Raw genomic sequence first — 12,765 nt, 5'->3', positions numbered from 1 at the left:
CGCTCTGAGCTGCACGCCGATGCAAGGGATCGTTGCCGACACCCCGATCGGATGCCGTTCCGGCCGGGGTGTCGGGCGAGATCCCTTGCATCGGGGCACGGCCGCGTCGCCCGCGGCCGTGCCCCTCGGGGTCAGAGCTTGTCGCGGATGACGCCCTCGGCTTTGTCGATGATGTTCGGCTTCGCGTCGGTGCCGTAGAAACGGGGGTCCGGCTGCGTGGGCGGCGGCATGGGAACCGAGGTGTCGGGCCCGTCGAGGTAGGTGAACTCGCCCTTGCCGTCGGGGGTGGGTCCCGAGGCCCACGAACCCTCGGCGGCTGCGGCACCGTCCGAGAAGTTGATGTACTTGTAGGCGTGCTCGCGCGCCTCGTTCGAGAGCGGGAAGTTCGACGGCACGGGGATGTCCTCCACTCCCTCTTCGCGCAGCTCCTGGGCCGCCCGGATCCACTGGTTCTGGTGCATCGTGTCGCGCGCCAAGAGGAACGAGAGCATGTCTCGCACGCCCTTGTCGTCGGTCATGTGATAGATCCGCGCGACCTGCAGGCGCCCCTGCATCTCGGCGTTCGCGTTGGCGGTGAAGTCGGCGAGGAGGTTGCCGCTGGCCGTCACGTACGAGCCCTGCCACGGGTTGCCGTTCGAGTCGACCGGGCGCACGCCCGCGCCGGCGACGATCGCAGCCTGCACGTCCATGCCGCCGATAACGGCGCCGAGGACGGGGTCGGATTTCGCGGCGGCTTCGGACTGCTCGGCCGGGGCCTTCTCGAGCAGCTGCGCGATCATGATCGCGAGCATCTCGACGTGGCCGAACTCCTCGGCCCCGATGCCGTAGAGCAGGTCGCGGTACTTGCCCGGGATGTGGGCGTTCCACGCTTGGAACCCGTACTGCATCGCCACGGTGATCTCGCCGTACTGGCCGCCGAGCACCTCCTGCATCCGTCGCGCGAAGATCGCGTCGGGCTTCTCCGGACGGGCCTCGAATTGCAGTTCCTGTCGATGAAAGAACATCTCGCCTCCTGGGGATCGGCCGAGCGCCGAGTGCGCCGGCGCCGCGAACGTACGTCTGCCTTTCCGAGACAGCCACGGGCCTTGACTGGTTCCGGGGTCGGTGCGACCATCGCGCCCGCGCGGCGGGTGACCGCGGATCGATCTGTCAAGCCCCGGGCGCTCGGCCGAGGGGCTGCGGATCATCGTGCGGAACCGGAGGGAGCATCATGACGACCGATCACCGACCGCGGGTGTCCGAGGTTGCCGAGGGCGTGTTCCAGCTCGCCCGCGGCGGTGTGAACGCTTACCTCATCGCCTCCGACGACGGGCTCGTCCTGATCGACGCGGGACTCCCGCGCACCTGGCCGCTCCTGGAGCAGGCCCTCGCGGCCGTGGGCGCCCGCCCGTCCGACATCGACATGCTTCTGCTCACCCACGGGCACTTCGATCACGTGGGGATGTGCGAGCGCCTCGCCGACGAGCACCACCTCGTGGCCGACGTGCACCCGGGCGACGAGGAGCTGGCGCGGCATCCGTACCGGTACGCGCACGAAGCCCCGCGATTCCCCTACCCGTTCCGGTATCCGGCGGCGATGCCGATCCTCGCCCGGATGGTGAGTGCGGGAGCGCTGGGCGTGAAGGGCGTGCGGACCGATCCGTCGATCGTGCCCGGACATTCCATCCCGCTCGCCGGCGGCATCCTTCCGATCGCGACGCCCGGTCATACCGATGGGCACTGCGCCTTCCTTCTCGAGTCCCGCGGCATCCTGCTGACCGGTGACGCCCTTGTCACCCTCGATCCCTACACGGGGCGCGTCGGCCCGCGCGTCGTGGCCCGGGCCGCGACCGCGCACAGCCGCGAGGCGCTCGATTCGCTGAGCCGGCTCGCCGAGACGGGCGCCCGCCTCGTCCTTCCGGGTCACGGCGCCGTCTGGGAGGACGGCGGCATCGCGCCTGCCGTGTCGATCGCCCGCTCCCGCGGCGTCGACTGACGCGCCGGTCGCTCACGCGACGCGATGCCGGATCGGGCGACCGGGTGTCAAGCCCCGTGTATCCGGAGCCCAGTCGGGATCGGGTAGACCAACCGTTCACCGTTCGACGAAAGAGAGGGATGACCATGGAACCCCAGCAGCAGAACGTCCCGGGTACCGATCAGAAGATGGTGCCGAAGCCCGACTACGGCGAAGAGACCTACCGCGGCTCCGGAAAGCTCACCGGAAAGCGCGCCCTCATCACCGGTGGCGACAGCGGCATCGGCAAGGCGGTGGCGCTCGCCTACGCCCGCGAGGGAGCGGATGTCGCCATTAGCTACCTCGACGAGCACGAGGATGCCGAAGAGGCCAAGCGCTTCGTCGAGGATGCGGGCCGTCGCGCCGTTCTCATCCCCGGCGACATCTCCGACCCGGCGCACTGCCGCGAGGTCGTCCGGCGCACCGTCGAGGAGCTCGGGGGGATCGACATCCTGGTCAGCAACGCCGCGTTCCAGATGAACCGCGAGACCCTCGAGGAGATCCCCGACGAGGAGTGGGACTTCACGTGGGCGACGAACGTCGACGCGTACTTCCACCTGGTGAAGGCGGCGCTGCCGCACATGGGGCCGGGATCGTCGATCATCGGCTCGAGCTCCGTGCAGTCCGATCAGCCCTCGCCGAACCTGCTGCCGTACGCCGCGACGAAGGCCGCCATCGCGAGCATCACCGCCTCGCTCGCGCAGATGCTCGGTGAGCGCGGCATCCGCGCCAACAGCGTCGCCCCGGGACCCATCTGGACCCCGCTGATCCCGGCCACGCTGCCGCCCGACGCGGTGGAGAGCTTCGGCGAGCAGACACCCCTCGGACGGGCCGGCCAGCCCGCCGAGCTCGCTCCGGCGTACGTGCTGCTCGCATCCGACGAGGCGTCGTACATCTCGGGCGCGCGTCTGGCGGTCACGGGAGGCAAGCCCATCCTCTGAGCCCGGCGCTCGGGATCGGCGTCCGGCGCCGTTCGTTCACGCAACGCTCGTCCGCGGTTCACTCGCCGCGGGCGGGCGTTGCCGCACGATGGATCGCACCCGCCGCGTCGATCCCGAAGGTCCTGAATGAGCGCTCCGCTTCGCGTCCTCTCCCTCACCGAGGGCTTCTTCGCCGGCGGGGCTCGGATCCTCCACAGCGACGTCGTCGCGGGCCTGCACGCGCGGGGCGAACAGCACCACAGCGTGCTCTCGATCGCGTCGCGGGCCAGGCGCGAGTCCACGGTGCAGCACATGGCCGCCGATCCGCGCTATCGCTCGCTGCGCTCGGCGGGCATCGCCGTCGCCTCGCTGGGAAAGACCGCGGGGGCGGTGCCGCATGCGCCGCATGCGTACTCATCACGACAGCTGCGCGCGGCGTCGCGGGCGATCGCCGCAGCGGACGTCGTGCTCACGCTCAAGGAGCAGCCGCTCGGACTGCTGCTCGCGCTCGACGACGCCATGATGATGCCCGCTCGGCCCGTCGTGACCTGCCTCCATCGCTCCGATCCCGAGCATTCCGGCGACGCCCTCGCGTGGCTCGGCGAGAGCGTCCGGCGCGGGATCGTCACGGCGGCGGTCTCGTGCGCGCAGTCGACGGATGCCGCGTACGCGCCGCTTCTCGGCAGTGCGCGGCGCCACGTCGTCGACAACGGCATCGACCTCTCGCGGTTCCACCCGGCCATCACCCGCGGGGATGACCCCGTGCGCCGCGAGCTCGGCATCCCGGAGGAAGCGGTCGTCGTCGCCTACGCGGCCCGGTTCGACGAGATGAAGGATCCCGAGCTCTTCCTGCGGTCGGTCGCCGCGCACCGCCGGATGGTGCCGGATGCGCACTATGTCATGTGCGGCGCGGGGATGACGCGCGAGAACCCCCGGCTGGTCGAGATGCTCTCCGCCGAGGGCGGTGACCGCGTGCACGCCCTCGGCATCCGCGACGACATGCCCGCGATCTACCGGGCGGCCGACGTCGTGGCGCTCACGAGCGCCTTCGGCGAGGCGGCGCCCCTCTGTCTGCTCGAGGGAGCGGCAAGCGGCGCGGTGCCGGTGACGACGGATGTCGGCGACGCGGCCCGCCTCGTCGAGGGGATCGGCATCGTCACCCCGCGTGACCCCGACGCTGTTGCGGCCGGGTGGCGACGTGCCGCCCTCGAACGCGAAGGATTCGCCGCTGCCGCGCTCGCCGCCCGCAACCGACTGGGTCGCGACCGGATGATCGCGGAGTACGCGGCGGTCATCGAGCAGCACCGCGGCCGTCTTCGCATCGCGGCCTGATCCTGCGCGTCGCGGCCTGGTCCGGCAACGACGTCAGCGAATATCGGCGGGCGTCGCGGGTCAGGGGAGCAGACCGAGGCGTCGAGCGCGTGTGACGGCCGCGTGCCGCGTCGACGCATCGAGCTTGGCCATCGCGGACTGAAGGTACGACTTCACGGTGCCCTCCTTCAGGCTCAGCGCCGCGCCGATCTCGGCGTTCGTCGAGCCGAGGGCGCAGCACGCCAGCACGTCGAGCTCGCGTGGCGAGAGCTGCACGTCGGCGTCCTTCGCCGAGGTCGCTCCGTCGCCCGCGACCGTCGTCAGGCGGCGTTCGATCGCGGCGAGCCGCGCCCGCAGGTCGGCGTCGTCGACGGTCGCCGCGATGCTGCGCAGCTCGGCGAAGCTCTCGCGGAGGTCTTCACGAGCCGCGGCGGACAGGCCCGTCGCCGCTTCGGGCGTCGGGGCCAGGGCGAGCCGTCGCTGCACCTCGTCGCGGATGCGCAGCTCGGTGCTGATCGCATCCGCCGCGCGGAACGCCGGCCGTGCGACGAGGTCTCCGACGGGAGCCTGCGACCACGAACCGCAGTACAGCACCCCGCGGGCTCGGCCATCGGTCACGATCGGGACGGCGAAGAGCGTGGAGATCCCCTCGCCGAGGATCGCCCGGTCGTAGTCGTGGGTGATGGTGCGCGCGGTGCGGTAGTCGAGGGCGAGGCGCGGGCGCTTCTCGACCATCGCGGCGCCGCCCAGTCCGCGCCCGATCCTCACCACCAGGTCGTCGATCGAATGCGACCGCGCTCCGGCGATCGCGGTGACGTGAACCGAGCCCTGGCTCTCGAGGCCGCCGAAGACGACGGGAAAGCGTGTGCTGCGTGCGAGGTCGTCCACCGCGCGAGAGACCAGCTGCGCGTCGTTCTCGGGTGCCGCCAGTGCCGTCACGCACTACCTACTTCCGGGGGTGACGGCCTCGTTGCCGCCTTTCGTAGCGTCGACCCTACCATCGCGGTCGCTCGACGACGACGACCGCTGGAGAGCTGCTCACCATGAGGCAAGGAGGCCACATGTCCGCATCGCCCACCCACTCGCCGCCGCCCGGCGCAGTGGATTACGTCGCCGTCGAAGAGTCGGCGCCGTTCCAGGAACTCAAGCGCAAACACCGCAGCTTCGTGTGGCCCCTCACGATCGTCTTCCTCGTCTGGTACTTCGTCTACGTGCTGCTGTCGTCGTTCGCGACCGACTTCATGGCCCAGCGCGTCTGGGGTGACATCACCGTCGGTCTGCTGTTCGGACTTGGCCAGTTCGTCACGACGTTCGCGATCACCATGGGCTACGTCTGGTACGCCAATCACAAGCTCGACCCGATCTCGGCGTCGATCCGGCATGACCTCGAACGGCAGGAGGCGGGTTCGTGAACGGATTCTGGGAAGCGGTGCACGGCGTCGGAGCGGCCGTCGTCGCGGCGGGCGAGACGGTCGACAACAATCCGGTGCTGAACATCTCGATCTTCGGTGCGTTCGTCGCCGTGACGCTGTTCATCGTCATCCGCGCCAGCCGCAACAACAAGACCGCCGCGGACTACTACGCCGCGGGCCGTTCGTTCACCGGTCCGCAGAACGGCTTCGCGATCGCGGGTGACTATCTGTCGGCGGCATCCTTCCTCGGCATCTGCGGCGCGATCGCGATCAACGGCTACGACGGCTTCCTGTACTCCATCGGATTCCTCGTGGCCTGGCTCGTCGCCCTGCTGCTCGTCGCCGAGCTGATGCGCAACACCGGCAAGTTCACGATGGCCGACGTCCTGTCGTTCCGGCTGAAGCAGACGCCGGTGCGCATGGCGGCCGCCATCACGACGCTCGCCGTGTGCTTCTTCTATCTGCTCGCGCAGATGGCAGGTGCCGGCGGGCTCGTCTCGCTGCTGCTGGGCATCACCGAGCAGGTCGGGCAGTCGATCGTGGTCGCCGTCGTCGGTGTGCTGATGATCGTCTACGTGCTGATCGGCGGCATGAAGGGCACCACCTGGGTGCAGATCGTCAAGGCGTTCCTCCTCATCGGCGGCGCGCTCGTGATGACGATCTGGGTGCTCGCGATCAACGGGTTCAACCTCAACACCCTGCTCGAGAGCGCGGTCGCCGCGTCGCCGAAGGGCGAGGCGATCCTCGGACCCGGCCTGCAGTACGGCGCCAACCCGTGGGACTTCATCTCGCTCGCCGTGGCGCTCGTCCTCGGAACCGCGGGCCTGCCGCACGTGCTCATGCGCTTCTACACGGTGCCGACGGCGAAGGAGGCCCGGCGCTCGGTCGTGTGGGCGATCTGGCTGATCGGTCTGTTCTATCTCCTCACTCTCGTCCTGGGCTACGGCGCGGGTGCGCTCGTGGGCCCCGAGCGCATCGCATCGGCGCCCGGCGGCGTCAACTCCGCGGCCCCGCTGCTGGCCCTCGAGCTGGGCGGCCCCCTGCTGCTCGGCTTCATCTCGGCGGTGGCGTTCGCGACGATCCTCGCGGTCGTGGCCGGTCTCACCATCACCGCGGCGGCCTCGTTCGCGCACGACATCTATGCGAACGTCGTCAAGAAGGGCGATGTGCCGCCGGACGGCGAGGTCAAGGTCGCCCGTCGCACGGTGATCGTGATCGGCATCCTCGCGATCGTCGGCGGTATCGGCGTGCAGGGACAGAACGTCGCCTTCCTCGTCGCCCTGGCGTTCGCGGTCGCTGCGTCGGCGAACCTGCCGACGATCATCTACTCGCTGTTCTGGCGGAGGTTCACCACGCGCGGCGCGGTGTGGAGCATGTACGGCGGCTTGGCGGCAGCCATCATCCTCATCGTCCTGTCACCGGTGTTCTGGGGTACCGAGACGAGCGTGTTCAAGAACGTCGGCACGGCGATCTGGCCTCTGAACAACCCGGGCATCGTCTCGATCCCGCTGGGCTTCTTCCTCGGCTGGCTCGGCTCGGTCACCGAGCGCCGCCAGGAGGACCCGGTCAAGGCCGCCGAGATGGACGTGCGATCCCTCACCGGCCACGGCGCCGAGAAGGCGGTCGACCACTAGAGGGAGTGACACCGCCGATCGAACGACGGCCCCGGGCGTGCGCTGCCCGGGGCCGTCGTCGTTCCGGCGCGGCCTACACGCGGCCGGAGCCTGCACCGCTCTCGAGGTCGAGCAGGAAGCGCTTGCGTTCGGGGTGGCCGCCGTACTCGCCGATCGCTCCGTCGCTGCGGACCACGCGGTGGGCGGGCACGACGATCGAGATCGGTGTCCGCGCACAGGCCGATCCGACGGCACGGTGCGCACGCGGCGAGCCGGCGGCGATCGCGATCTCGCCGTACGTCGCGACCTCGCCGTACGGGACGTCGCAGACGGCGCGCAGCGCCTCGCCGGCGAATCCGGTCGGCGCGAGCAGCCAGTCGATCGGGGTCTGGAAGCGCTGCAACCGTCCCGCGAAGTAGGCGTCGAGCTCTGCCGCGGCATCGGCGGTCGCGCCGGGATCGTGCACCGGCAACGCTCCGAGGGCGGGAGCGAGGTCGACGAGGGCAATGTCGGCGGGGCGGTCGAGGATGTCGAGGTGCACCAGGCCGGTTCCGGTCACCACGAGGAGGGCGTCGCCGATCGGCGTGGCGTGCACCGCGAAAGCTGCGTCGATCATTGCTCCATCATCTCGGGCGGCCTCGCGCACGACGGGCGGGGTCAGCGAACCGTGGGAGGAGATCGCCGGCGGGAAGGCTGGGGAGGAAACGCCGATCCTCCGGCGTGTCGGCAATAGCGCGAAACTCGGCGGCGCCTGAGTGTCGGATGCGGTCGCGCCGCTTAGGGTGTGTGCTGTGTGGCGAGGAGATCGAGGAGCCGTCCGTCCGGACGCAGCCGACGAGGTTCGGGTCGAATCGGTGACCCCGGCGCAGCTCGACGTCGCCGAAGAGGACGTCGCCGTCGCGCACGTCGCCGACCCGGAGCGCGAGCGCATCCGCGTGCAGGCGGCTCAGCTCGGCGGCCGGTCGACGCTGCTGCACTACATCGCCTCCGACGACGTCGGCATCGACATCACCAAGGCGCATCCCGGCAGTCTGCCGCAGTTCATCACGGGCCGGTCGACGCTGCTGTCGAACCTGTTCCGCGACGAGGTCGGACTGCGCACGGCACGGCTCGCGGCCGGGCGCATCACCGCGAAAGACGTCGAGCTCCGCACGACGCGCGGCCTCGACACCGTCCATCTCGGCGTCGGGTTCGCCTCGTGGCGTGCCGGGGGACTCACCTACAACGCGCCCGTCCTCCTGCGACCGCTCGCCATCCGCCGTCATCACGGCGACTTCGATCTCAAGCTCCACGGCTCCTTCTCGGTCAACCCCGAGCTCGTCCAGATCGCCCGCACGCATTTCGGCATCGACCTCGACCGGCGCGGGCTGGCCGCGCTCGCGTACGACGGCGGCGTCTTCAAGCCGCAGCCCGTCATCGACCACCTCCGCGCCCTGACGGCGCATGTCGACACGTTCACCGTGCAGCCGCGCCTGATCGTCTCGACGTTCGCCGATGTCGCCGCCCGCGCGGAACGCGACGCCGCCGACCTCGACGTGCCCGTGCTCAATGCGCTCGCGGGCCACGAGGACGACCGCGCTCTTATCGCGACGCGGTACCCGGTGCCCGACGCCGTTCCCTCGGACGACCGCCCGCCCGCATCCGACCGCCTGCTGCTCGACGCCGACGCCGAGCAGGAAGGCGTCCTCGACCGCATCGTCGCGGGGCAGTCGCTCGTCGTCCACACGCTCCCCGGCACGGGGGGCACGCAGACGATCATCAACGCCGTCGGCGAGCTGGTCAGGCGAGGCAAGCGCGTCCTCGTGGTCAGCGCCCGCCGTTCCACTCTGGAGGGCGTCCGCCACCGCCTCGCCGGCATCGGGCTGCCCGGGCTCGCCGTCTCGCCTCGCGGCGTCCACCGCGACCTCATTCGCGCGATCGCCCGGAACGAGAAGGCGCAGCACCCCAAGATGGGTGAGATCGACGACGCGCTGGTGCGCCTGCGCACGGTGCTGCGCGACTATCGCGTCTCGCTGACGCAGCGGCATCCGATGCTCGGCGTCTCGCCGCTCGAGGTGCTGCAGAAGCTGACGACGATCGCCGCCGAGTCTCCGCAGCCCTCGGCTGCCACCCGGTTCGATTCCGCGACCCTTCAGCGCCTCTCGACACGACGCGCTGAAGCCGCCGCTTCGCTCGCGACCGCTGCGCGGCTGGGGGAGTTCCGCTTCGGTCCCGACGACTCGCCCTGGTACGGCGTCGCGTTCGAGACGACCGAGCAGGCACGCGCCGCGCACGCTCTGGCGGGTCGGCTGCACCGCACCGAGATCCCGGAGATCCTCGAGCGCGGGTATGAGCTCATCGGACAGACCCGGATGCGGCCGTTCACGACGCTCGCCGAGCTCGGCGCGTACATCCGTCTGCTGCAGGGCATCCGCGCCTCGCTCGACCGCTTCAGCCTGACCGTCTTCGAGCGTCCGCTGGGCGACCTCATCGAGGCGCACTCGACCCGCCGCGACACCCCGGAGATGAACGGCGCCACGCGTCGCCGTCTGCGCCGCCTGTCCAAGGAGTACGTGCGTCCCGGGATGCACGTCACCGACATGCACGACGCCCTCGTGCGAGTGCAGAAGCAGCGAGAGCAGTGGCAGCGCCTCGCCGAGGCGGGCGTCGTGCCCGAGATCCCCGCGGGCCTCGATGCCGTCGCGACCTCGTGGCAGCGCGTCGATGCCGATCTCGGTGAGCTCTCTCGCGTTCTCGGCCCCGGACACGACCTGCTCGCGACGCCGATCCCCGAGCTCGTGCGGATCCTCGCCGGACTCGCCGCCGACTCCGATGTGTTCGACAACCTCGTCGAGCGCGCCACTTTGCGCGGCGAGCTCGCCGCACTGGGCCTCGAGGGTCTGCTGACCGAGCTCTCCGTGCGGCATGTGCCCGAGGAACGCGTCGCGTCGGAGTTCGAGTTCGCGTGGTGGCAGTCCGCCCTCGAGGCCATGCTCCGCAGCGACCGTGCGCTGCTCGGCGCGAACACCAGCGTCGTCGACCGGCTCGAACGCGACTTCCGCCTCGTCGACGAGGCTCACGCGGCATCGGCGGGGCAGCAGCTCGCGGCCGAACTCGCGACGCGATGGAAGATCGCGATCGTCGACGAGGCCGACGAGACCGCGGCGCTGAAGTCGGCGCTGCGCGAGGGCACCGCCTCGGCCGCCGAGCTGCTCGCGGTCGCTCCCAAGCTGCTTCGGACCCTCGCGCCGGTGTGGATCGCATCGCCCTACGAGGTCGCGACGCTGCCCGCCCGTCCCGCCTACGACGTCGTGATCCTGGCGGATGCCGGCGCCCTCAGCGTCGCCGAATCCGCCGCTGCGCTCCGCCGCGGGCGGCAGGTCGTCGCGTTCGGCGATCCGGTGACGCAGCGACCGACGCCGTTCGAGATCGCCGCTGACCGCGATCCCTCCGACGAGCCCCTCGTCGACTCCGAAGAGCGCAGCGTCTTCGAGCGGCTCGCCGAGATCGTCCCGGTCGAGACCCTGACGCGCAGCTACCGCGCGGGAGGCGAAGACCTCGCGGAGCTCGTCAACGAGGCTTTCTACGGCGGCGAGATCGTCTCGTTCCCCTGGGCCGGCTCGTACCTCGGACGAGGCAGCCTCAGCGTCGACTACGTCGAAGGCGGTGTCGGCGCGCCCGACCCCGACTCCGGTGCGGTGGAGAGCCCCGACGCCGAGGTCGCCCGCGTCGTGACGCTCGTCGTCGAGCACGCCGTCAACCGCCCGAACGAGTCGCTGATGGTCGTCACCGCGTCGACGAAGCACGCCCTCCGCATCCGCGCCGCCGTCGAGGCCGCTTTCGCCGGACGATCGGATGTCGCCGAGTTCGTCGGTCGCGAGACGGCTGAGCCGTTCGCCGTCCTCGGGCTCGAGGAGTCTGTGGCCGAGAGCCGCGACCGCGTCGTGTTCTCCCTCGGGTACGGCCTCACCCGCCACGGTCGCGTCCTGAGCGACTTCGGCGTGCTCTCCGGACCGGACGGCGAGCGTCTGCTCACCGTCGGCATGACGCGCGCCCGTCGCTCCATGGTCATCGTGTCGTCGATCCGGCCGTCCGCGTTCGACGACGGCCGCCTCGAGAATGGCGCCGCAACGCTCATGTCGATCCTCGGGGGCATCGCAGCCCGCGCCCGCGAGGCCCGCCTCGAAGACCTCGCCGACCCCCTGACGCTCGCTCTCGCGCAGAACCTCCGCCGCCTCGGCGTCGCGGTCGATGTCGCATACCGCGGGCTGCTTCCGCTGGTCGCGCAGCGCGACGGCAAGGCGGTCGTGGTCGAGGGCGACCCCGAGACGATCGGACAGTCGCTCCGCGAGTCGCTGCGGTTGCGGCCGCAGATCCTGCGGCGGCTGGGATGGCACTACATCCGCGTGCACTCGTTCGATCTCTACAGCGATCCCGCCGGTGTGGCCGCACGGGTCGCGGCGATCCTGGGCGTCGAGCCCGAGGCGCCGACGGCGGATGCGAGCACCGAGCCGCTCGATGTCATCGACTGATCGGCAACGGGTGGAGCGCGTCGGTCGCCGTCGCGCCCGATTGACCGCAGCTCCGGGTACCACGGCCGAGCCGACACCGGCCGATGAGACGACGGATGCCCCGGCCGGCGCCGAGGGCGCGGCCGGGGCATCCGGTCCGAACGATGCGCGGATGCGGAACGAGGTTCCGCCGCACTACTGACTCCGTCAGGCGGAAGGCGCTGCCGGGGGAGTGTTCTGCGAACGGCGCAGCGGGGCGTCGGTAGCCGCCGCGGGTGCGGGCGACGTGGAGCTCGCGGCGTTGTTCTTCTCCAGCAGGTCGCGGATCTGGATGAGCAGCTCCTGCTCGGTCGGGAGCTTCGCCGTCTCTTCGACGACGCCGGCCTTGGCGGCCTGGCGCTCCTTCCACTTGTTCATCGGCACGACGAACACGAAGTACACGACGAGAGCGACGGCGAAGAAGCTGATGATCGCCGTGATGAGTCCCCCCAGGGGGAACGGGACCGGCTGACCGTAGATTCCGGTCAGCGTCGGACCGGCGATACCCTCCTCGTTGGGCTGGTAGAACAGCTCGACGAGCGGGTTGATGATGCTCGACACGATCGCGTTGACGACGGCGGTGAACGCGCCGCCGATGACCACGGCGACGGCCAGGTCGATGACGTTGCCGCGCATGATGAAATCGCGGAAGCCCTTGATCATGGCTCTCCTCTCTGTCCGGACGCGCCGGGGTGTCAGGAACCCGCCGCGGCGGGGGAGGACTTCGCCTCGGACTTCGATGATGCCGAAGACGACGAGTCACCGCCACCGGTTGACGTGCTCGACGCTGCGCCCGATCCTGACCCGCTCGCGCGCGAGTCGGTGCGGTAGAAGCCGCCGCCGTTGAAGGTCACGCCGATCGACCCGTACTGCTTGCGGAGCTCGCCCGAGCACTCGGGGCAGACCGTGAGAGCAGGCTCGGCGAAGGACTGGACCGCGTCGAAGCGGTGCCCGCACGACTTGCAGGCATAGGCGTAGGTGGGCATG

At 70.5% G+C, this 12,765-nt stretch carries 12 protein-coding genes; 7 read left to right on the top strand and 5 right to left on the bottom strand.

Annotated features, from left to right (window positions below; all coding sequences use genetic code 11):
* Window positions 1–131: 131 nt before the first annotated feature.
* Complete coding sequence (locus MTS1_RS12875) at window positions 132–1,004, bottom strand: manganese catalase family protein (protein ID WP_023954662.1); 873 nt, start codon at window positions 1,002–1,004, stop codon at window positions 132–134.
* Window positions 1,005–1,210: 206 nt separating this feature from the next.
* Here MTS1_RS12875 and MTS1_RS12870 point away from each other — a divergent pair, with 206 nt between their 5' ends.
* The 3 genes from MTS1_RS12870 to MTS1_RS12860 all read left to right on the top strand — a co-directional run bounded on the left by MTS1_RS12870 (window position 1,211) and on the right by MTS1_RS12860 (window position 4,245).
* Window positions 1,211–1,975: an MBL fold metallo-hydrolase gene (locus tag MTS1_RS12870; RefSeq protein WP_023954660.1), complete on the top strand. Its 765-nt coding sequence runs from the start codon at window positions 1,211–1,213 to the stop codon at window positions 1,973–1,975.
* Between the two features lie 119 nt (window positions 1,976–2,094).
* Window positions 2,095–2,934: an SDR family oxidoreductase gene (locus MTS1_RS12865; protein WP_023954658.1), complete on the top strand. Its 840-nt coding sequence runs from the start codon at window positions 2,095–2,097 to the stop codon at window positions 2,932–2,934.
* A 126-nt stretch (window positions 2,935–3,060) separates the two neighbouring features.
* The gene (locus MTS1_RS12860) at window positions 3,061–4,245 is read left to right on the top strand and encodes a glycosyltransferase (RefSeq protein WP_023954656.1); all 1,185 of its coding nucleotides are present in this window, start codon (window positions 3,061–3,063) and stop codon (window positions 4,243–4,245) included.
* A gap of 60 nt (window positions 4,246–4,305) precedes the next feature.
* Here MTS1_RS12860 and MTS1_RS12855 read toward each other — a convergent pair whose 3' ends face one another.
* Complete coding sequence (locus tag MTS1_RS12855) at window positions 4,306–5,163, bottom strand: LuxR C-terminal-related transcriptional regulator (RefSeq protein WP_023954654.1); 858 nt, start codon at window positions 5,161–5,163, stop codon at window positions 4,306–4,308.
* Window positions 5,164–5,285: 122 nt separating this feature from the next.
* Between MTS1_RS12855 and MTS1_RS12850 the strand changes: the two genes are divergently transcribed.
* Both MTS1_RS12850 and MTS1_RS12845 read left to right on the top strand, forming a co-directional pair.
* The gene (locus tag MTS1_RS12850) at window positions 5,286–5,636 is read left to right on the top strand and encodes a DUF485 domain-containing protein (protein WP_023954652.1); all 351 of its coding nucleotides are present in this window, start codon (window positions 5,286–5,288) and stop codon (window positions 5,634–5,636) included.
* Window positions 5,637–5,653: 17 nt separating this feature from the next.
* Complete coding sequence (locus MTS1_RS12845; protein ID WP_036306006.1) at window positions 5,654–7,270, top strand: cation acetate symporter; 1,617 nt, start codon at window positions 5,654–5,656, stop codon at window positions 7,268–7,270.
* Window positions 7,271–7,343: 73 nt separating this feature from the next.
* On the opposite strand, the gene MTS1_RS12840 is transcribed toward MTS1_RS12845, so the two are convergent.
* Window positions 7,344–7,865, bottom strand: a complete 522-nt coding sequence (locus MTS1_RS12840) for a methylated-DNA--[protein]-cysteine S-methyltransferase (protein ID WP_023954648.1) — start codon at window positions 7,863–7,865, stop codon at window positions 7,344–7,346.
* 166 nt (window positions 7,866–8,031) lie between these two features.
* Between MTS1_RS12840 and MTS1_RS12835 the strand changes: the two genes are divergently transcribed.
* Both MTS1_RS12835 and MTS1_RS12830 read left to right on the top strand, forming a co-directional pair.
* Window positions 8,032–11,760 carry an ATP-binding protein gene (locus tag MTS1_RS12835; protein WP_036305847.1) on the top strand — a complete coding sequence of 1,243 codons (3,729 nt, stop codon included), beginning with the start codon at window positions 8,032–8,034 and terminating at the stop codon, window positions 11,758–11,760.
* Window positions 11,747–11,941 carry a hypothetical protein gene (locus MTS1_RS12830; protein ID WP_036305846.1) on the top strand — a complete coding sequence of 65 codons (195 nt, stop codon included), beginning with the start codon at window positions 11,747–11,749 and terminating at the stop codon, window positions 11,939–11,941. The genes MTS1_RS12835 and MTS1_RS12830 overlap by 14 nt, the downstream gene beginning before the upstream one ends.
* Window positions 11,942–11,946: 5 nt before the next feature.
* On the opposite strand, the gene mscL is transcribed toward MTS1_RS12830, so the two are convergent.
* Both mscL and MTS1_RS12820 read right to left on the bottom strand, forming a co-directional pair.
* Complete coding sequence (gene mscL, locus MTS1_RS12825) at window positions 11,947–12,441, bottom strand: large conductance mechanosensitive channel protein MscL (RefSeq protein ID WP_023954645.1); 495 nt, start codon at window positions 12,439–12,441, stop codon at window positions 11,947–11,949.
* A 32-nt stretch (window positions 12,442–12,473) separates the two neighbouring features.
* On the bottom strand, window positions 12,474–12,764 hold the full coding sequence (locus MTS1_RS12820) for an FmdB family zinc ribbon protein (RefSeq protein WP_023954643.1): 291 nt from the start codon (window positions 12,762–12,764) through the stop codon (window positions 12,474–12,476).
* Window position 12,765 lies beyond the last annotated feature (1 nt).

Source organism: Microbacterium sp. TS-1 (assembly GCF_000509385.1).
Taxonomy (GTDB): Bacteria; Actinomycetota; Actinomycetes; order Actinomycetales; family Microbacteriaceae; genus Microbacterium; species Microbacterium arborescens.
Note: the sequence above shows the minus strand (reverse complement) of the source record. Positions and strands in the feature narration are given on the sequence as shown.

Bases quoted from the DNA above. Each gene is read 5' to 3' on its own strand.
- MTS1_RS12870 (WP_023954660.1), top strand. From the start codon at position 1,211: ATGACGACCGATCACCGACCGCGGGTGTCCGAGGTTGCCGAGGGCGTG.
- MTS1_RS12875 (WP_023954662.1), bottom strand. From the start codon at position 1,004: ATGTTCTTTCATCGACAGGAACTGCAATTCGAGGCCCGTCCGGAGAAG.
- MTS1_RS12860 (WP_023954656.1), top strand. From the start codon at position 3,061: ATGAGCGCTCCGCTTCGCGTCCTCTCCCTCACCGAGGGCTTCTTCGCC.
- MTS1_RS12865 (WP_023954658.1), top strand. From the start codon at position 2,095: ATGACCATGGAACCCCAGCAGCAGAACGTCCCGGGTACCGATCAGAAG.
- MTS1_RS12850 (WP_023954652.1), top strand. From the start codon at position 5,286: ATGTCCGCATCGCCCACCCACTCGCCGCCGCCCGGCGCAGTGGATTAC.
- MTS1_RS12830 (WP_036305846.1), top strand. From the start codon at position 11,747: ATGTCATCGACTGATCGGCAACGGGTGGAGCGCGTCGGTCGCCGTCGC.
- mscL (WP_023954645.1), bottom strand. From the start codon at position 12,441: ATGATCAAGGGCTTCCGCGATTTCATCATGCGCGGCAACGTCATCGAC.
- MTS1_RS12820 (WP_023954643.1), bottom strand. From the start codon at position 12,764: ATGCCCACCTACGCCTATGCCTGCAAGTCGTGCGGGCACCGCTTCGAC.
- MTS1_RS12840 (WP_023954648.1), bottom strand. From the start codon at position 7,865: ATGATCGACGCAGCTTTCGCGGTGCACGCCACGCCGATCGGCGACGCC.